The following is an 18,939-nucleotide window of genomic DNA, read 5'->3' on the forward strand; positions in this document are numbered from 1 at the left end:
TTAGCGGGCAATCCATTTGCGGCGCGCGGGGTTGCGCTGTTCCCAGCCACGGCGCTCCAGTTCGGGCGAGCTGGCAGGCTCCTGCGGATAACCAACGCACAGATACGCCAGAAACTGCCATTCGGGATGAATACCCAGAACCCGGTTGGCTTCTTTGGGGTCCAGAATGGACACCCAGCCAACACCAATGCCTTGGGCGGTTGCTGCCAGCCAGAATGTGTGAATGGCCATAACGGCAGACCATGTTGTGGTCTGGGGCATGGTGCCGCGGCCCAGACCGCGGCCCTGCGTGGGGTTGGTTTCGCAAAAAACAGCAATGTGGTGGGGGGCATCGTCCAGCCCGGCTAGTTTGAGCGATGCGTAACGCTGTGCATCATCCCCGCCGCGTCCGGCCAGTTCGCGCGCATTGCTTTGGGCAAAGTTCTCCCGGATTGCATGGCGGCGGGCAGGGCTGTCCACTTTTACAAACCGCCACGGCTCGCTCAGCCCAACGGAAGGGGCCAGACAAGCGGTTTCCAGCAGATGTTGCAAGGTGTGTTCGGGCAGAGGGTCTGTCCGAAAATGGCGCACGTCCCTCCGCCACGTAAAAAGCTGCTCAAGTTGTGCCAAAAAAGCGGGGGAGAAGGAGGGTGCGTTCATCCCCCTATCATGCCGCCAAGTGCTGCGCACAGCAAGCTGGCAATCAGCAGGCCACAGGCGCGCCGGTAAAGGCGCAGGCCCCGGTCCAGATCAGCCACGGTTGCGCCAGATGTACCGCTGCCAATCCACGGGTCCTTGGTGAGTTTGCCACCATAGGAGCGTGGGCCTGCGAGCAGGGTGTTCAGGGCAGCCGCCATGGCGGCTTCGGGCCAGCCTGCATTGGGGGAGCGGTGGCGTGGGGCATCGCGCTTTATGGTATGCCAGATATGAGGCCATTGCTGCCTTGGGGCGGCCAGCATCAGGCACAGGGCCGCAAGGCGGGAGGCGGGCAGGTTGATCAGGTCATCCAGTCTGGCGGAAGCCATGCCAAAGGCTTTGTAACGGGGGCTAAGGTGCCCGATCATGCTGTCTGCCGTGTTGACACATTTGTAAAAAACAGCGCCCGGCAGGCCAAACAGGGCTGTCCAGAACAATGGCGCCACAATGCCATCGGAAAAGTTTTCGGCCAGACTTTCCAGTGCGGCGCGCACAATGCCTGCTTCATCCAGTGCCGAGGTATCCCGCCCGACAATCATGCTTACGGCTTTGCGTCCGCCGGGCAGGCCGTTGTGGCGCAGGGCAGTGCCAACTGCGCGCACATGCACCCATAACGAGCGTTGCGCCACAAGAGTGCTGGCCAGCGCCGCCTGCACAAGCAGCATGACAGGGGCGGGCAAAAGAGTATAACCCACCCCAAGCAGGCCGGATGTTAGTGTAACGGGTATGGCAATGATCAGCGCCAGCGCCACAAAGCCAAGCAGCCGCCTTGTGCGTTCTGGTGTGTCCATCCTGTTCAGGGCGTGTTCAAGCCTGTCTATGACCGCGCCAATCCACATCACGGGGTGGCCGATCAGGTTCAGCAGGGGGGCAGGGTAGCCCCACAGGGCTTCCATGCCAGCAGCAAGGGCTGCAACAGGCAGGGTGGTGGAGAGGGAAAAGAACAGCATGGGAGGCGGATATGAACACTAGGCTGACACAAAAGGTCACGGACGCTACCATGCACAACGCCCTGCCACCTAACGGTTTGTCCTCCATAACCGGGGGGGCAGACGTGCCATTACCCAGCCATGGTGGGCAGGTTCAGGCAGTTATGCGGTATTTTGCAGGTGCGCCGGAACCTTTTGTGGACCTGTCCACCGGGATCAGCCCGTTTGCGTATCCGCTGGTCTGGCCAGACCCAAGTGTGCTGCACCACCTGCCCGAGGAGGGAGAGGAGCAGGCCCTGCAACAGATTGCCGCCCATGCGTATGGCGTGCTAACGCCCGACATGGTGGTGACCGGGGCAGGGAGCCAGAGCCTTATCGCCCTGTTACCAAGGGTGCTGCCAGCACGGCAGGCCTGTGTGCTGGGGCCAACCTATGCCGGGCACAAACTGGCCTGGAAGCATAATGGTGTGCCTTGTGTGGAAGTTGAATCTGTGCAGCAGATCAGTCATGCCGCGCAGCAGGCCGGAACGGTGTGCGTGATCTGCAACCCCAATAACCCCGATGGTCGGCTGCTGGACACCCGGACCCTTGCCGCCGTGGCCGAGCGTTGCGCGCAGGCCGGGAGCTGGCTTGTGGTGGATGAGGCATTTGGGGATTTTTCCAGCCAGAGCATGGCGTCCTTACTGCCGCATCAGGGGCTTGTTGTGTTGCGGTCGTTTGGCAAAACCTATGGTCTGCCCGGCGTGCGTCTGGGGTTTTTGCTGGCCGCCCCCGAACTTGCGCAAAAGGCGCGTGCGTTGCTGGGGGCATGGCCGGTTGGGGCCGTGGCCCTTGCCGCAGGCGGGCAGGCATTGGCTGATAAGCAATGGCTGCGGCAGGCAGCGCAAAAAGCCCATATGGCCCATGACCGGTTAACGGGCATGCTGGGCAAGGCAGGGCTTGCTTGCCGGGGGCATTCCACTTTGTTTACGCTGGTTGATCTGGCTCAGGCTTATGGTTTGTGGGCGCATTTATGCCGCTATGGCATTGTGACCCGCCGTTTTGCAGACTGGCCCCATTGCCTGCGTATTGGACTGCCCGCCAATGAAAGCGCGTGGAACCGGCTGGAATGTGCGCTCAAGGCATGGCAGACGCTCCACCATAGCGCATAACTGGGGCGGTGGGCATAACAACGGCAGATTTTTGAGCGCTGTGTTCGGGTATTCCCGCCTTGTCATATTTTCATCAAACTGTTTGTCACGCTTTCCTCTTCCCTTTTTTGCGGCATGGTTCATAGAAGGAAACAGGCAGAAAAGGATAACGCCATGCAAGACCAAGACGAAGTTATCGTAGGCTACCTCATCCAGCGTGAAGACGCGGAGGGCGAACTGTCGTTCTGGGAACCACGGAACGAGTGGCAGGAAGACCCCAACGAAGGCAAGCTCTACGAAAAGGTAGAAGAAGCCGAAGCAGACGCCAAAGCCCTGCAGACAGGTGATGATGCAACCATTACCGTAGAACTGGTCTTTGAAGCGGATGATGAAGACTGGGACGAAGAAGACGAAGAAGAAGCGCCCAAAGCCTGAAGATAACAGGCTGGGTGCCACTCTTTTAACGGAGTGGCACCCAGCAGGTTTGTTCTGACAGGGCTTTGTTGCCAGAACTCAGGTCAGAGCTGCGTAAAAGCTCAGGAGCAGGCACTCCGCCAGAACGGCACAACAGCCCAGAACATCCCCCGTAAAGCCACCAAGCAGGCGTCTGGCGTAGGTAGCAACCAGCACCGCCGTGGCGCAGGCTATGCCAACAGGCGCACATATGTGCGCAAGGTAAACCCATGCGGGCAGACCAGCGCCCAGACACCCCATGGTCAGGCCCGCCAGAAGACCTGTTGCCCCAAATGCCGCACCGATTACGGAATATTGGGGGAGGGGGTACAGCATGCTGGCCAGCCCCTCCGTTCGGGCCGGGGGCGTAAGAACCGGCACCAGCAGCATGGCCATTCTGGCAAGGCAGGCCGTTATGGCGCAGGCTCCAATGCCCGCCCAGACCGGAAGTGCCGCCAGTGCCGCCAGTGCCGCCGTGCGGATAAGCAGGCTAAGGCCCAGTGCCATAACACCGTAACTGCCTACATGGCTGTCGCGCATAATGGCCAGTCTACGCTCTGGTGTGGCGCCACCATAGCCATCAGCCATGTCTGCCAGCCCGTCCTCATGCAAACCACCGGTGAGTAGGGTCTGGCAGGCAAGAGCCAGTCCAGCAGCGGCAAGGGCGGGAACATGCGCTGTACGGAGGACCGCCAGCACAATGCCTGTCATCCCCCCTATCAGGGCTGCGATTATTGGCCAGCACCAGATGGATCTGGCCATTGGCCATGGGTTTGTGCCGGTCGTGCATGTTGCCGGGGCCAGCCAGCCCACGGGCAGGCGTGTGAGCAGGCTAAGGCCACAGGCAAGGTCCAGCCTGCGGCGGTTTAACAAACATTCGGGCGGCGGTAGTGTCATGCTTTTTCAGAAACGGCGGCTTGGGCAAATGTGGCCATACCTGTGTGGCAGGCAACGGCTGCACGCAGGATGGGAATAGCCAGAGCCGCCCCCGAACCTTCGCCAAGGCGCAGGCCCAGACCGCTCAGGATTGGCCGCATACGCAGGTGTTGCGCTAGACGGGCCGTGTGGCCAGATTCCGTTGGGCAGTGGGAGAGTGCCGTATGGTCCAGCGCGTTGGGGTGCAGGTGTGCTAAAGGGGCTGCGGCTGCGGTGCAGACAAAACCGTCCAGTATGACGGGAATATGCATCAGCCGGGCGGCAAGGGTGGCCCCCAGTGTTGCCGCCAGTTCGTACCCACCTAGCCGCCGGGCCACTTCCAGTGGATTATCCATATGGGCAGCATGGTAGGCCAGTGCTGTCTCTATAACCTCGGCTTTGTGCGCCGTACCTGCCGTATCCAGCCCTGTGCCCTGCCCAGCCCAGTCTGTGCCGCTCTGGCCGGTCAGAGCAGCACAGAGGGCGGATGCCGTGGTGGTGTTGCCTATGCCCATCTCGCCCAGGCAAAGCAGGTCGCATGTCCGGGGTACAGCATTAAAGCCGACGTGCACGGCAGCCAGAAAATCCTGCTCGCTCATGGCTGGGGCTGTGGAAAAATCCGCTGTGGGGGCCAGGTTGTTTACAGGAATAACAGCCAGTTCAGCTTGGGCTACGCGGGCAATCTGGTTAATGGCGGCGCCGCCATGTTCAAAATTGTGCACCATCTGAGCCGTGACCTCCACAGGCCATGGCGAAACACGATGCGCCATAACGCCATGATTGCCAGCAAAAATGAGCACCTGCACATGCTCCAGCCGGGGGGCTGCGCGGTGTTGCCATCCGCCTAGCCAGCGTGTCATCTCCTCCAGTTGGCCAAGGCTGCCCGGCGGTTTGGTCAGCTCGGCCTCCCTTTGCGCAATGCTGTGCTGTACCTGCGTATTGGCAGGGGGGAGGTCCGAGCACAAAGCACGGAGCGCAGGCAGGGATGAGGGCATGCAGGGCAGGGCGGGGGAGGAAGAAGAAGGCATGGTGGTAATTGTGTGCTGTTATGGAGGTTCACGCAAATGGAAACAGGGTTGGATGACCGCATGAGCAACATACGCCTCAACCACGGGCATGGTGGTGTGGCAGGTAGCCTGCTTGTGCTGGGTGGCGCAAGGTCGGGCAAAAGCCGCTTTGCGGAACAGGCCATAACAGCCCTACCCGGCCCATGGGTTTATCTGGCCACAGGCCGCGCTTTTGATGATGAAATGCGCGAACGCATTGCCCAGCATAAGCGTGAACGGGGGAAGGCAGGTTGGCAGACGGTGGAAGAGCCTTTGAATGTGGCGGAGGTGCTTCAGCAACACTCCAATACACCCGTGCTGTTAGATTGCCTGACCTTATGGCTGACCAACCTTTTGCTGGACGGACAGGATGTGGAAGGCCCGACCCGGAACCTGCTTGCCAGCCTGCATACGCGCCACGCCCCGACCGTAATGGTAGGGAACGAGGTTGGATTGGGGATTGTGCCCCAAAGCCCGCTTGGGCGGCGATTCAGGGACGAGGCAGGTCGTCTGCACCAGCGTTTGGCTGCCCATGTGGGCAAGGTGGTTTTTGTGGCGGCTGGCCTGCCAATGGTGCTCAAGAACGAACCGTTTGATCGGGAGAGTTAAGGCGCGCCTTTAGCACAATACAGGTTTGGGTTTGAACGATCGTTTTTAAGATGTCCCGAAGGGGCATGCTCCCTTTCCATAAGGTTCATAGGAAAGGAAGAAGACCCAAACCGGCGCACCGATGTTCATGTGTTAAGCTTTGGGGGCGTTTGAGCCTGTCGCCGGATCATATCGCGCAGGCGGTTAACAGGTTTATCAACGACCGCCACAATTCCCCAACTCATAAGAAGAGATAAAATCATGATAACAAGGTCAATAGCCTTGGGGCCACTATGATGTATTTTATTAAAAATGACTGAGGCTATTGGTAAATGAATTAAATACAGGGGGTAACTTAAACTCCCTAGTTTGTTATCCCATTTCTTGAGCGTGGCGGATGGACGGATTTGGAATAAACCCATTACAAAAACAGCAGACGAGCATAAAAATATTGCATTTGCACTCGAGTTGAAATGCAGGGAGCAGATAATATAAATGGAGGCAACACAGCCAGCAAAAGAGAAAAGCAGATATTTTTTGTAAAACTGTTGCGGTATATAGTTATAAAGATGATACACCATTGCCCCTATGGCAAATGGGAATGATGCCGCCGTGGGCATGAAGTAAGACCATTCATTACCCGGAGCAAACTCTGATACACTTTCATAATAAACAAAGCTTATTAAAAGCCAAAGTGCTGTTCGGCCCAGTGTTTTGGATATTCCCAACGCAATCAGGACGTACATAATTATTTCATTTGTAACAGCCCAGGAGACTTCCAGGAGTGATGGAAAGTTCAAGTTGTAGTTAAGGTACAATATATTCAAAATTAAATGAGGTATGGTGGGGAACCCATAATAAATACTTTTTGATGGCGTCCATATATACAGAAGGGCCGAGATGATCATACAGACCCAATAGGTCGGATAGAGCCGCAAAAAGCGATTTAATGCAAAATCCCCAATATGTCCCCGATAGGTTGTGTGCATGAGCAAGGTCATCAAAAACCCGCTTAGTACAAAAAATCCGATTATTGCCAGGTGTCCAATAGGACCATAATGTCCTGTATGGCTGAGCTCCACCATTAATGCGAGAATTAAACGGTAAATACCAAACATTCTAATGAACCTAAAAAATCGTTGAATTTGGTGAACAGAAATCTTTTATAAATTCAAAAATTTAAAAGATAAATCTCAAACGGAAAAATACTTTGGATTGTCTCTATGCACATTTGGGTAGAATTATGTTTTGCAGATAGTCGTTATTTCCATAGGTATTTTCACGGCGGTGTATGATCATTTATTTTGAGTTGGAATGTTATTATAGTTATACATTTTAGAATCTGAATGCAAAACAGTATCAATACTTTTTGATTTTTGTATAAATTGAGGGTTGGTATCATACCCCAGCATATCCAGAAGAAGATATTTATTCATGATGGAAGTATAATATCCATTATCATTACGTAGAGACTCAGCCATGTGGCAGTAGTATCCATTCCCATTACCATCATGTATTATCATGGGTATATTATATTGATCCAGTCCGCCAAACTGAAGTCCGTGTCCTTTGTTAACAACTTCACCATGGTCTGATGTATATATCAGAGTGTATTCCCCCAGAGTATCCGATGCCATGGACATAATTTTTTGTATAAGACGATCTGTATGATGAATGCTTAGGTCATATTTTTCTGCGTTTGGAAGGCTCTGGGTATCTTCTTTGGTATATTTATCATCATAGCTCATATGGCTCCCCTCTATATGGAGAACATACATTTTGTATGGAGCGGCATCTGTAAATTTTTCTTTTAGAACTGGAAGAATAGATTCGTCTTTCCAGTTTACGCCATTATATTTGTTATTATAGTCTTGTCTTGTGACGTAATTACTATACTCCGATATATAGCCAAATGGCCGACTATAGGCGCCTGAACCATCCTGAGATGCGATCCAGAACGTTTTGTAACCGTTATCTCGGGCCATTTCGATAATGTTTTTTTCACTAAGCAAATTACTGCTATTGTCTGGCGTCTGGAATGAAAAAGTCATCGGAACTGAATAATGCGTTGTATTGGCGTTAGAATGTGCTTTTTCTATAACGCAAATCTGGTTTTTCTCTTGTGATTCCAATAAATATGGTGTTGTTTTTTGCTTGTTATAACCATACACGCTGTAGCGTGGAGCAAAAGAAGACTCACCCATAATAAAAATAATATTGTGGACTCTTCCTGTATGTTTTTTGATAACGGATGGGTCTGTCTTTGCATGAGGAATCACAGGGAATTGTGTATTCGTGTATGTATTAATAAAATAAATAAGACCCATATAGGTATCCATACCAATGATGCCTGGAGCCTGTTGACGAATTTGTGTTGCAAAAAAGCCGATTGTGGCAGGTTCATCCCACGACAGCTTATAGTGCGGCCATACCTTATAGACCTTCCATCCGGCATAGCTAAGAGAGGCAACAAAGGGGATCAGCCCGATTAGCATTGCGCGGTAGTTATATTTCCCCAAAAACCAGGAGACTGAAGCAACAGCAATTACTAACATTGCTGCTACGATGTAAAAAAACCATGGTACGGTTTCTAGCATCGAAAGAGCTTCGTGTGGGTTGGTGCCTACAATGGCGTCCAGATTGGTGTCTGTTATATATTGACAGGAGTATACAATATACCAGCAGAATACCAATGAAAGCACAAAAATTGTATTGAATACCGCACTAAATGCCCGTCCCAAGTTGAATAAAATAAGTGGGATAACACTCATTTCTAATGTAAATAATGCACGGTGTCTTCCATTTGCGTGGTTAGCAATATAAAATTCCATAATTGAGTAGGATAAACCAATAATCAGAATTATGATAAACCGTTTGTTTTTAAATAGATTCAACATTAAACGCCTAATATATCTCATAATAAAAGAGGTGCATGTGTAGCATTAATTTAATTTAACACACAAGGGTATAAAAATAATATCAGGTATGCAATAAAATGTACTGTGGTGGCATGTGAAAAATAATATCGGGAAATTTAAATTTGTTTGGAGGGGGCTGCTAAAAATATTTTCTGATTTGAGTTGTGTATTATTATTGATTTTTTACAAATAATGTCTCCATCTGCTTGGATTGGCAGGTTATCTGGATTAAAAATACGAACGTTTTCTGCTTTTGTGCAAATCACTCCAGACAGCTTGTTTAATCTATTTTTCGACAATGCTATGCATATTTTCAATATGAAGATAATTCCTTTTTTTTGTAATATAGTTACGATAAAACTGGGTTCTTCGGCATTTGCATTTTCAGAAATGACATATTTCCCACCATAAAACCGACCTTTACTGATGATTGCTCCCGTTGCTTTGTATGTTTTTCCGTCTACCTCCACATGCAGGGGAGAAAATTTGTAACGGACTAACTCCCGCAAAGCCTGAACAACATAAGCGTAGCGACCAATAATTTTTTTGAGGGCAAGGTTGATAGTATCAACAACCTGAGCGTCAAATCCGACACTCACCATTTGTACAAATAGATTACGTTTGCCAGATTGAGTGTCCACTATTCCGGGCCAGAGCACGCGCGCATCTGACCCTGTCAGAATTTTTGCAATGGCATCTGGCTCGCTCGGTATGGAAAATTCATGAGCCAAAACATTTGCCGTTCCTATTGGAATAATACCCAAACGTGCGTCGGTTCCAATCAGGCCCGCTGCCACCTCAGCTACTGTACCGTCCCCTCCTGCGGCCACAATAGTAACCCCTTTTTGGTTGGCTACCGAGTGCGCAAGCGTTGTGGCGTGTCCGGCATGTTCGGTTTTTAGTAAGACGGGAAAAACATTTAAATTTTTAAGGGAATGCAAAACAAGACCGAGCTGCTTTTTTTTTCTTTGGCCCGCAGTCGGGTTATAAATAATGTACAATTTGGTCTTCACGCATATACTCCCCTTGTATTATTGGTCCGTGCATTCACGTGTGGAAAAACTGCCATACATATTGCAAACGGCACAATATCTTTTAGCTCTTTATGGCTGCTCTGGTGGGCCCGCCAGCGTTAGGGTGGGATGCTGCCTTGGGGCTGTTGTATGTGGTTTGCCATAATGCAGGCATGTCCATTTTCTGGCCTGGTCGCCGTGGTGCGTAAAAAATGACAAACCTCTTGCGTACTGTGCCGTAAGATGGTGAGTGGCTGACGCTTGTGTAGGCAGATCAGGGCCGCCTGTAGCCCGTTCATTTTGGTTGAGAGATGCATATGTCGGAAACACCAATCAACACCCAGCTTCTGATCGCGGGCCAATGGCAGGACGCGGCCGATGGCCGTACACTCCCCATTCTGGACCCCGCCAGCGGTGAAACCATTGGCAAGGTGGCTCATGCCTCTGTTGCCGATCTGGACAAAACAGTGGCCGGTGCTGCTGTGGGGTATGAAGCATGGCGCAACCTGAGCGCATGGGACCGCTATGCAATCATGCGCAAGGCAGCCGAACTGCTGCGGGAGCGGGCCGATAGCATTGGCCGGATCATGAGCCGCGAACAGGGCAAGCCGTTAGCGCAGGCTGTGGTTGAAATTAACGCAGCAGCCGGAGTTATTGAATATTTTGGTGAAGAAGGCCGCCGCCTGAATGATGAGCTGGTGCCTGCGCGCGTGGCCAATGTTGAACAGCGCGTGCTGCACCGCCCCATTGGTGTGGTGGCGGCTTTTACGCCATGGAACTTCCCCATTAACCAGATCGCCCGCAAACTTGGGGCTGCTCTTGGTGCAGGGTGTGGTGTGATTGTTAAAGCCCCGGAAGATACCCCGGCCTCCCCTGCCGAGCTGATTCGCTGTTTTTGCGATGCGGGCATTCCCGCTGGCGCGGTTTCGCTTGTTTATGGCACTCCGGCGGAAATTTCGGAGTATCTGATTGCGCATCCTGTTGTGCGTAAAATTTCCTTCACCGGGTCCACCCCCGTGGGCAAGCATCTGGCGGCGCTGGCTGGTGGGCAGATGAAGCCGGTGACCATGGAACTGGGTGGCCACGGCCCGGTTATTGTGTGCCGTGATGCGGATCTGGATCAGGCGGCCGAACGTGTGGCCGCTGCCAAGTTCCGCAATGCCGGGCAGGTGTGTATAGCCCCCACGCGCTTTTTGTTGCACAAAGACATTGCCGCCGCCTTTATTGAAAAGTTCAAGGCCCAGATGAGCGCGCTCAAAATTGGCCGTGGGCTGGACGAAGGGGTGACCATGGGGCCGCTCATTAACGAGCGCCGCGTAAAGGCCCTGACCGAACTGGTGGACGATGCCCGCGCCAAGGGTGCTGAGCTGTGGCAGCCCGAGACTGCTTTGCCCAACAAAGGCTTTTTCTTCCCCCCCACGCTGGTGCTCAAGCCCACGCTGGACATGCGGGTGATGCAGGAAGAACCGTTTGGCCCGATCGCCATTATGGATGAGTTTACCGATATGGCTGATGCCATTAAGGAGGCCAATCGTCTGCCTTACGGGCTGGCTGCGTATGTTTACACACGCTGCGAACGTACCCAGCGCCTGCTGGGTGAAAAGCTTGAAGCCGGGATGGTTGCCATTAACCACCACGGTATTGGTGTGCCCGAAGTGCCGTTTGGCGGGATGAAGGATTCTGGTTATGGCACGGAGGGTGGCCCTGCTGCTTTGCGGGCGCATACCATTATCAAGCTGGTTTCCTGCCTGCACAGAGCTTCAACTTACTAAAACAGCTCTGGGCCTTAAAAGGCTTTGAAAAATACCGTGCGTTGTTGCAGCGCACGGTATTTTTGTCTCTGACGATTGCCAACAGGTTCAGAACGTGGCGGCAAGACTTACGTTAAAGGACCGCCCCAAACCCGGCATGGGCATTCGCGAGCCGGAGCCGGAATTGCCTAGATCATGCGTTAAAATGCCACCAAGGGGCATGTAGTAGGGCTGGTTCAGCACGTTATCGATCCCTGCTGTCAGGGTCATCATTTTCCAGTTGTAGCTACCGTTCAGGTTGAGCAGGGCATAGCCGGGGGTGCGGGGTTCGTGGCGTATCCAGTCCACCGTGTCCTTGGCTTTTACAAAGTTCATTTCCACCCGGCCTGTCCATGGTCCCACGGTTTCGTTCAGGCCCAGCGTGCCGTTCAGGGGCATCTGCTGGTAAAGGCCCGTGTGGGAGGTCTTGTCCTGCCCGCGTACCCAGTTGAGCACGCCGGTCAGTTCGCCTTTTCCATAACGGCTGGTGTTCCACACCGTATAATGCCCCGATGTGTTGATGCCATACATCTGGGCATTATGGTTGACGAACTGGAGTAGCGAGACCTGAGACGTAAAGCTGCTCAGGCGGCGTACGTTAATGTAGTTATGCACATAGGTGTAATAGGGCTGCACCTTAAGCCCCCATCGCTGTGCAAGGGTGGGGTCATGCCAGTCAAATGTTACGCTGGCGGTGTTCCCGACCTCGGATTTCAGGTTTGTGTTGCCTACATAGCCGTTACCATCTCCAAACCAGCCGATCATGGTTGAAGCCATTTGGCTCCTGCCCCACGAATAGCGCTCGTACAGGTTGGGTGCGCGGGACTTGCGGGCGTATCCTGCCTCTATGGTCAGGCTGTCTGTGGTTTTCCACCGGGTTAAGGCGGTTACGTCAAAGTTTATGTCCGAACGCCCGTGTTTGCTGGCGTTAAAGGCGTTGGCGGCATTAACGTTGGCGGCGTTCATCATGTTGTAGGGTGCCACATCGCCCGTGTTCATCATGACCAGATCGTTGCGCAGGCCCAGCAGGGTGGATACGCGGGGTGTCCACTGGGCTTCCCATTCCGCAAAATGGCCTAGCCGGTCGCGGTGGCCGTTATTGATGTTGTTGTAGGTGTTTGGCCCCATCATGCCCATCATCCCGCCACCGCTCAGGGGCGGCCACCAGTCCTTCAGTCCTTCATGGTCAAAGGAGCTGCCAAGGCGCAGCATATGCTGCCGACCGAGCGGAATGGTGGCTTTAATGGAATACCCGACCGAGCGTTGGTCGTCGTTCATGGGCATGCCTTTGGTGGCGGTGTGTCCGCCTTTGTCGTCCAGCATGTTCATGGCGTGGGTTACGCGCTGCCAGTGGCCGCGTGCTTCCAGCGTGCCCCAGTCAAAATCCCCTACGTATTTGCCGTTTACATAGGTGGAGCGGTTGTTGGTCATGTCCATATACTGGTTGGCAAACCCTTCACGCGGGGCATCCTGCTGGCCAAAGGTCAGCACCAGAAGGTGGTTTTTTTTGTGCACGCCAAAGGTTACGTCGTGCGTGTAGCGCAGGTATTCGGTTGAACCGACCTTACCTATGCCGCCCCCCCCGCTGTAATCCTCCGACTGGTCGTAGGAGGCATTGTAGCGCAGGCTGAACGTATCGTTCGCTACGGTCATGCTCCCTGCGGCTGAGTATCCGCCGCCATTGCTGCGGTAGGTGCCACGGGCGCGCCCGGTAAACAGGATTTTGCCGTGGCGGGCAAAGCGCGGGTCCGCGCGTTCCACATCAATGGTGCCGCCTAGGCTGTCGCCCCCGTTGCTGACCGATGTCAGGCCCGCAATGGCGGTTGCGGTTTCCACACTGTCCGGGTCGATATAGGACAGGGCGGGGTTCATGTGGTTGGGGCATGCGGGGTTGATGCGCACGCCATCCACCACGGTTGCCACACGGTCATCCGCCATGCCGTTGAGCACGGGCAGGTTGGCCAGCCGCCCCCCGCCATAGCTGCTAAAACCCGGCTGGTTCCGAAACAGCGATGACGCATCGGGGCTGGATAAGCGGGACATACGGGCCGAGCTTTTATCGACTACGGAGCCGCTTAAAAGACTGTCCGCTATGGAGGCATCTTCCTGCGCGGTGGAAATATCCACACGGGGGAGGGTCACAACAGTTGCGGCAAAGCCGGAGTTGGTGGCGCAAGGCAGCGCGCAGACAACCGCAAGCCACAGCCAGTTACGCTGGCTGCGGGCAAAAAATGGGTAGGACATAAACAGAAAAACCCTGTTCAAAGCATACTGAGAGGGTCCCCGGCCAAAAGTGCGCATGCGCAAACGCACAGGCACGATAAGGCCAGAGAGCGAGGTTTCAGAAAGCCTGAAGCAGGGTCAGGGGTGGTCCGCGTGAAGGGGGGAGGCCCAGAACGCAAATAGGGGGTGCCCGTGGGGCGGAAGCCACACTGCCACGGCGGATCCAGCGCAGGACTGGCGCTGGTAGCAACAGAAAAACAGCAGGTAGCGCGGCAAAAAACGCCAGTAGCGGGCAAAGCGGGCAGCTTGCCTCATCATGATGATGGGTGGGCTGGGCAGGCTGGTTTTTGTGCGCACTGGCCATGCAGTGCATGTGGTGCATGCCACCCGGCATGGCGGCACAGTGGATGCCCGCAGGGTGCGGCTGCACCGTGCGTGGTGCAATATCTATGCCCGTCAGGCGGATAAGCGTTGCACGCGGGAGTTCTTCTGGCAGGGAGAGCGACTGGAGCGCCATCAGCCCCATAAGGCCCGCCAACGTTACCATGACCAGCGGCCATACAAGCAGCGCGCGAATAATGGGGTTGCGACGGGACATAGGGCGGATCAGAAACTTTTCAACAATCAGGTGTAAACAGGCACTTTGCCAAAGTTGTGCCATGTTTGCGCTTTTATGGACCACCCTGTCAAATCAAACACGGCTATGCCATAATTCGGAGCGGAGGCCCACCGTGAGCAGATGGCATACAGACAGACCAGAACCAGCGGGAGCGCACCATGCGCAGGCCCTGTGTGCGCCACAAGGACGCCTGGCAGGCATTGTGCGCCACCATGGGCTTGCGTTGGGGGTGTCCCGGCAGAACCGGCTTGTCTGGTTGTTGGCATTCGCACTGGCTCTTGCCGCGCATTTGGCTATGACGGTGTGGCTGATGATGAGCATTGCCCCCCAGACAGGCACGCAGCAGCCCGCAGCGGTTTCCATGCTGTTTGAGGCCCCCAAAGCGCCATTACCCGCCGCTGCCCAGATGCAGGCTACCCAGACGCCAATCCCCCCCCCGGTTCAGCCAGCCCCACCCATGAAGGATATGCCGGATATGGATGCGCAAACCCTGACGCAGAACGAGGGGGTGGTTCTTCCACCTTCTGTGCGGCCAGAGGTTGACCATTTGCCCCCCGTGTCCGCCCTGCCCAAAAAGCTGGTCAAGCCCGGCCCGGCCATGCAGCATGACAAGGGGGAGCACATGAAGGCAGAATCCCAGCCCGATGCTGCGCATACGGCGGGAGCGGGTGCTACAGCGACCGCCCGGGCAAAAACAGATATGGCGGCCACGGGCGCTCAGGCCGCAGCCCCTGCCAGTGCCGCCGCAGCGGGGCAAAAAGGTGGGTTCCAGCTCTCCTGCTCTGCCCCCGAATCTCACTACCCCGTATCGGCCAGACACTTGCATGAGGAAGGCGAGGCCGTGGCCGAGGTCAGCATTAACGGCAAAGGGCAGGTGATTGCGGCAAGGCTGGTCAAAAGCACAGGCTATGACGATCTGGATGATCAGGCGTTGCAAACCGTAAAAAACCTTCATTGCACCCCCCCGGATTCCGCCGTGGTAACGGGCCGGATACCCGTTGGCTTTCATATCCAGTAATTACGCTTGTGCTGGGGAACATTTTACAGTAGGAGACTGTCCATCGCCTCTTGTCCCGTTCGTCTAGAGGCCTAGGACACTGCCCTTTCACGGCGGCAACACGGGTTCGAATCCCGTACGGGACACCACTGTTTTTTGCAGTGTTTTCATGGCTGGCGATATTCCGTCAAAAACATAACTTTTTGGGCCATTGCGGTAAATATTCGCAATGTTCTTTCCGTAATGATGAAAGCGGAGATACCTGCTCCGTTATTGAAAATCCTGCCCCCAGTGTTGCCCGATGTCACACTTGTTAACCAATAACTGAACAAAGTTATTGGTGGCAGATGCCTGAATAGTCTCTTATTGAAAGAACACTATAGGCAGAGAAAAATAAAGCTGGTGAACTGTGCGGCTAATTGTCGGTCTGTTGTGAATAACCAAACTTTAGTCTGTTCAGGCCATATGATGTGGAGTGATTGCCACAGATGTATGCTTGTATTACGAAAATAGTGCAGTCAGTCTGGCAGGCTGTAAGGATTCAGGGATAGGCGCATGGTTGGTTGCAAAGAGGGATCTGGTGGCGCTTTGGAGCACGGAGCAGTTCCCCCCGTTGTGCCGGTCATCCTGTCTGGTGGTGCGGGGAGCAGGTTGTGGCCTGTTTCACGCGGGAGTTTTCCCAAGCAGTTCTGGTCTTTGTTGACCAATTTCACGCTTTTGCAGGATACGGCCTTGCGGGGGCAGTCCAAAGGGCTGGCTGATCCTGTTGTTGTGTGTAATGGCGAACATCGCTTTGTTATTGCCGAACAGCTCCGTGATGTGGGTATACGTGACGCCCGGATTATTCTCGAACCCGTTGGCCGCAATTCGGCTCCTGCCATTACCGCGGCCGCATTTGTGGTGGCCGAACACAACCCAGATGCCGTGTTGTGGGTTATGGCGGCAGATGCCGCTATTGAGGATGTGCCTAAACTCCATACCGCACTCGATCAGGCTGTTATGGCGGCTAAAGCCGGTTATCTGGTTACCTTTGGTATGACCCCCACCCGGCCCGAAACAGGCTATGGCTACATTGAGCAGGGGGAGGAAATTCCGGGAATACCCGGTGTGTACAGGGTTAGCCACTTTGTGGAAAAACCGGATAAAGACAAGGCAGTCGCTTTGCTGGCGCAGGGGGGCTATTTGTGGAATTCGGGCATGTTTGTTGTGCGTGCAGCAACGTTTTTGTCCGAGATCGAGGTGTATGAGCCAGAATTATATGCCTGCGTTAAAGAATCTGTAAAAAACCGTAAAACAGATATGGATTTTGAACGGTTGGACCCGGATAATTTTTCAAAATCGCCTGATATTTCGGTTGATTATGCCGTAGCCGAGCGTACTGAAAAAGCCGCAGTTGTTCCCGGCTGTTTTGGCTGGTCGGACGTGGGGAGCTGGGACGCCCTGTGGGAGCTGGGGCAAAAAGACGCACAGGGCAACGTAACGCACGGCAACGTGATGTTGGAGGGTGTCAGCCAGTCTTACGTGCGCACGGATGGTATGCTGGCAGCAGTTATGGGGGTGGATAATCTGGTCATTGTGGCCACGCAGGATGCCGTTCTGGTTGCCAGTAAGGACCGGGCGCAGGGTATTAAAACTCTTGTCCAGCGCATGAAAAATAACAACATGCCAGAAGCGGACACGCACCGTCTGACCTACCGGCCATGGGGGTATTACGAAGCGCTCACGGCAGGGCACCGCTTTCAGGTTAAAAAAATTGTTGTCCGGCCGGGGCAGAAACTCTCCTTGCAAAAACATTATCACCGGGCCGAACACTGGGTGGTTGTGGAGGGCACAGCGCTTGTAACCCGGGGGGATGAGCAGATTATTGTGCGTGAGAATGAGAGCATCTATCTGCCGCTGGGGAGTCTGCACAGGCTGGAAAATCCCGGCCGCATGCCTGTAACCCTGATTGAAGTTCAGTCAGGTTCGTATCTTGGTGAGGATGACATTGTGCGGTTTGATGATATTTATAGCAGAACCGTATAAGGTTAAGTGAAGGTTGGGGAAGAGAAAATGCCGAATGTTTCTTTTGTTCCCCATGCAGCGGCGCGTATTTCTGCTGTTTTGGCACAATTGAAGGACTATCTGGGGGAAAAAGTTTCCACCAATCACTCTGTGTGCGAAGCGCATAGCCACGGGGAGGCGCTGGAACTGGCGCGTCTGCCCATAGCGGTTGTGTTTGCTGAAACAACGGAAGATGTTGCGACTGTTCTTGCACTCTGCCATGGGGCCTATGTGCCGGTGGTCGCATTTGGGGCGGGCACTTCGGTGGAAGGGCACGTAACCCCGCCAGAACATGCAGTAAGCCTTGATTTATCGCGGATGACTGGGGTTTTGCAGATCAACGCGGCCGATATGGACTGCCGGGTGCAGGCCGGGCTGACCCGGCAGGAGTTGAATACCCTTTTGCGCGATACCGGTCTGTTTTTTCCCGTGGATCCGGGAGGTGAGGCCACTCTGGGCGGCATGTGCGCAACGCGTGCTTCGGGCACGGCGGCTGTGCATTATGGCACAATGAAAGAAAATGTGCTTGGCCTGACAGTTGTTATGGCAAATGGTGAAATCATAAAAACAGGTGGTCGGGTCAGAAAATCCTCTACCGGGTATGATCTGACCTCTCTGTTTATTGGTTCGGAGGGCACGCTGGGGGTTATTACGGAAGTCCAGTTACGTCTGCATGGTATTCCCGAGCAGTTGTCTGCTGCGATCTGTCAGTTTGAAAATCTGGAAGATGCAGTGCGTACAGCGGTGGAAGTTATTCAGGCCGGGGTGCCGATTGCCCGCGTTGAGTTGATGGACGATGTGCAAATGGCTGCCAGTATCCGGTATTCCGGTCTGGATGAACTGCGCCCGATTACCACGTTGTTTTTTGAATTCGCGGGAGCACCCGCTTCCGTGCGTGAACAGGTGGATGTGACGGAGGCATTGGCCGCAGACAATAACGGCCTTGGTTTTGCATGGGCAGATACACCGGACGAACGCAACCGGTTGTGGAAAGCGCGGCATAACGCGTTCTGGGCAGTCAAAGCGCTTTGCCCCGGAGCGCGGGTGATCAGCACGGATTGTATTGTGCCCATTTCCCGCCTTGCGGCCCTGATTGTGGGCGTTAAGGCCGATATTGAGGCATCCGGGCTACAGGCGGCTATTCTTGGTCATGTTGGTGATGGCAATTTTCATACGCTCATCATTACGGAGGATAACCCGGAGGGGTATGAAAAAGCTCTGGAGCTTGACCGCAAAATTGTTGCCCGCGCACTCAGCCTGGACGGGTCATGCAGCGGTGAGCATGGCGTAGGGGTTGGCAAGCTTGAGTTTTTGGAACAGGAACATGGCGAACCTTCGCTAGGCGTGATGAGAACGCTCAAGGTGGCGCTGGACCCGCGTAATATTCTTAACCCCGGCAAACTCCTGCCAGAGGGGCTGGCTTATATCGGGTAGCAGTCCCAGTCAGGGTTCAGGCGGGGCAGGGCGGGTGCAATCCGCTTTGCCCTACCCGATCGGGAGTAGAAGACACGACAAATAAACTTGACAATCAGGTGCTATATTTTATTCAAGCAGAACTGATAGTGATTTATTGTGGTGTTTCATTCCTTTTGCGGGGTTT

General features: G+C 54.1%; 16 protein-coding genes and 1 tRNA gene. 8 read left to right on the top strand and 9 right to left on the bottom strand.

Annotated elements, in window-relative coordinates; translation table 11 throughout:
- Together bluB and cbiB are read right to left on the bottom strand one after the other, a co-directional pair.
- Positions 1-639 carry a 5,6-dimethylbenzimidazole synthase gene (gene bluB, locus AABE20_RS10005; protein ID WP_338332915.1) on the bottom strand — a complete coding sequence of 213 codons (639 nt, stop codon included), beginning with the start codon at positions 637-639 and terminating at the stop codon, positions 1-3.
- Positions 636-1,625: an adenosylcobinamide-phosphate synthase CbiB gene (gene cbiB / locus AABE20_RS10010; RefSeq protein WP_338332916.1), complete on the bottom strand. Its 990-nt coding sequence runs from the start codon at positions 1,623-1,625 to the stop codon at positions 636-638. Before cbiB ends, bluB begins: the two co-directional genes overlap by 4 nt.
- A gap of 11 nt (positions 1,626-1,636) precedes the next feature.
- On the opposite strand from cbiB, the gene cobD reads away from it, so the two are divergent.
- Entirely contained in the window at positions 1,637-2,755 is a 1,119-nt protein-coding gene (gene cobD, locus AABE20_RS10015; RefSeq protein WP_408740855.1) for a threonine-phosphate decarboxylase CobD, read from the top strand.
- 153 nt (positions 2,756-2,908) lie between these two features.
- Positions 2,909-3,169, top strand: coding sequence for a hypothetical protein (locus tag AABE20_RS10020; protein WP_338332917.1), 261 nt, complete (start codon positions 2,909-2,911; stop codon positions 3,167-3,169).
- A gap of 78 nt (positions 3,170-3,247) precedes the next feature.
- Here the strand turns inward: AABE20_RS10020 and cobS are convergent, their stop codons facing one another.
- Both cobS and cobT read right to left on the bottom strand, forming a co-directional pair.
- Positions 3,248-4,084, bottom strand: a complete 837-nt coding sequence (gene cobS, locus AABE20_RS10025) for an adenosylcobinamide-GDP ribazoletransferase (RefSeq protein ID WP_338332918.1) — start codon at positions 4,082-4,084, stop codon at positions 3,248-3,250.
- A complete protein-coding gene (gene cobT, locus AABE20_RS10030; RefSeq protein WP_338332919.1) occupies positions 4,081-5,130 on the bottom strand; it encodes a nicotinate-nucleotide--dimethylbenzimidazole phosphoribosyltransferase in 1,050 nt (349 codons plus the stop codon). Before cobT ends, cobS begins: the two co-directional genes overlap by 4 nt.
- A 60-nt stretch (positions 5,131-5,190) precedes the next feature.
- Between cobT and cobU the strand changes: the two genes are divergently transcribed.
- Complete coding sequence (gene cobU, locus AABE20_RS10035; protein ID WP_338332920.1) at positions 5,191-5,757, top strand: bifunctional adenosylcobinamide kinase/adenosylcobinamide-phosphate guanylyltransferase; 567 nt, start codon at positions 5,191-5,193, stop codon at positions 5,755-5,757.
- 125 nt (positions 5,758-5,882) lie between these two features.
- On the opposite strand, the gene AABE20_RS10040 is transcribed toward cobU, so the two are convergent.
- The 3 genes from AABE20_RS10040 to AABE20_RS10050 form a co-directional block, all read right to left on the bottom strand.
- A complete protein-coding gene (locus AABE20_RS10040) occupies positions 5,883-6,854 on the bottom strand; it encodes an acyltransferase family protein (RefSeq protein WP_338332921.1) in 972 nt (323 codons plus the stop codon).
- 177 nt (positions 6,855-7,031) lie between these two features.
- Positions 7,032-8,633, bottom strand: coding sequence for a phosphoethanolamine transferase (locus AABE20_RS10045; protein WP_338332922.1), 1,602 nt, complete (start codon positions 8,631-8,633; stop codon positions 7,032-7,034).
- A gap of 137 nt (positions 8,634-8,770) precedes the next feature.
- A complete protein-coding gene (locus tag AABE20_RS10050; protein ID WP_338332923.1) occupies positions 8,771-9,667 on the bottom strand; it encodes a diacylglycerol/lipid kinase family protein in 897 nt (298 codons plus the stop codon).
- 317 nt (positions 9,668-9,984) lie between these two features.
- Here AABE20_RS10050 and AABE20_RS10055 point away from each other — a divergent pair, with 317 nt between their 5' ends.
- Positions 9,985-11,439: an NAD-dependent succinate-semialdehyde dehydrogenase gene (locus AABE20_RS10055; RefSeq protein ID WP_338332924.1), complete on the top strand. Its 1,455-nt coding sequence runs from the start codon at positions 9,985-9,987 to the stop codon at positions 11,437-11,439.
- A gap of 87 nt (positions 11,440-11,526) precedes the next feature.
- Here AABE20_RS10055 and AABE20_RS10060 read toward each other — a convergent pair whose 3' ends face one another.
- Together AABE20_RS10060 and AABE20_RS10065 are read right to left on the bottom strand one after the other, a co-directional pair.
- Entirely contained in the window at positions 11,527-13,701 is a 2,175-nt protein-coding gene (locus AABE20_RS10060) for a TonB-dependent receptor (protein WP_338332925.1), read from the bottom strand.
- 97 nt (positions 13,702-13,798) lie between these two features.
- On the bottom strand, positions 13,799-14,278 hold the full coding sequence (locus tag AABE20_RS10065) for a DUF2946 domain-containing protein (RefSeq protein ID WP_338332926.1): 480 nt from the start codon (positions 14,276-14,278) through the stop codon (positions 13,799-13,801).
- A gap of 133 nt (positions 14,279-14,411) precedes the next feature.
- Here AABE20_RS10065 and AABE20_RS10070 point away from each other — a divergent pair, with 133 nt between their 5' ends.
- The 4 genes from AABE20_RS10070 (at position 14,412) to AABE20_RS10085 (ending at position 18,773) form a co-directional block, all read left to right on the top strand.
- A complete protein-coding gene (locus tag AABE20_RS10070; protein WP_338332927.1) occupies positions 14,412-15,317 on the top strand; it encodes an energy transducer TonB in 906 nt (301 codons plus the stop codon).
- Between the two features lie 52 nt (positions 15,318-15,369).
- Positions 15,370-15,445: transfer RNA gene (locus tag AABE20_RS10075), tRNA-Glu, on the top strand.
- Positions 15,446-15,851: 406 nt separating this feature from the next.
- On the top strand, positions 15,852-17,321 hold the full coding sequence (locus tag AABE20_RS10080; RefSeq protein ID WP_338332928.1) for a mannose-1-phosphate guanylyltransferase/mannose-6-phosphate isomerase: 1,470 nt from the start codon (positions 15,852-15,854) through the stop codon (positions 17,319-17,321).
- A 27-nt stretch (positions 17,322-17,348) separates the two neighbouring features.
- Positions 17,349-18,773, top strand: coding sequence for an FAD-binding oxidoreductase (locus AABE20_RS10085; protein ID WP_338332929.1), 1,425 nt, complete (start codon positions 17,349-17,351; stop codon positions 18,771-18,773).
- The last annotated feature ends 166 nt before the right edge of the window (positions 18,774-18,939 follow it).

Source organism: Acetobacter zythi, assembly GCF_963921165.1.
Lineage (GTDB): Bacteria > Pseudomonadota > Alphaproteobacteria > Acetobacterales > Acetobacteraceae > Acetobacter.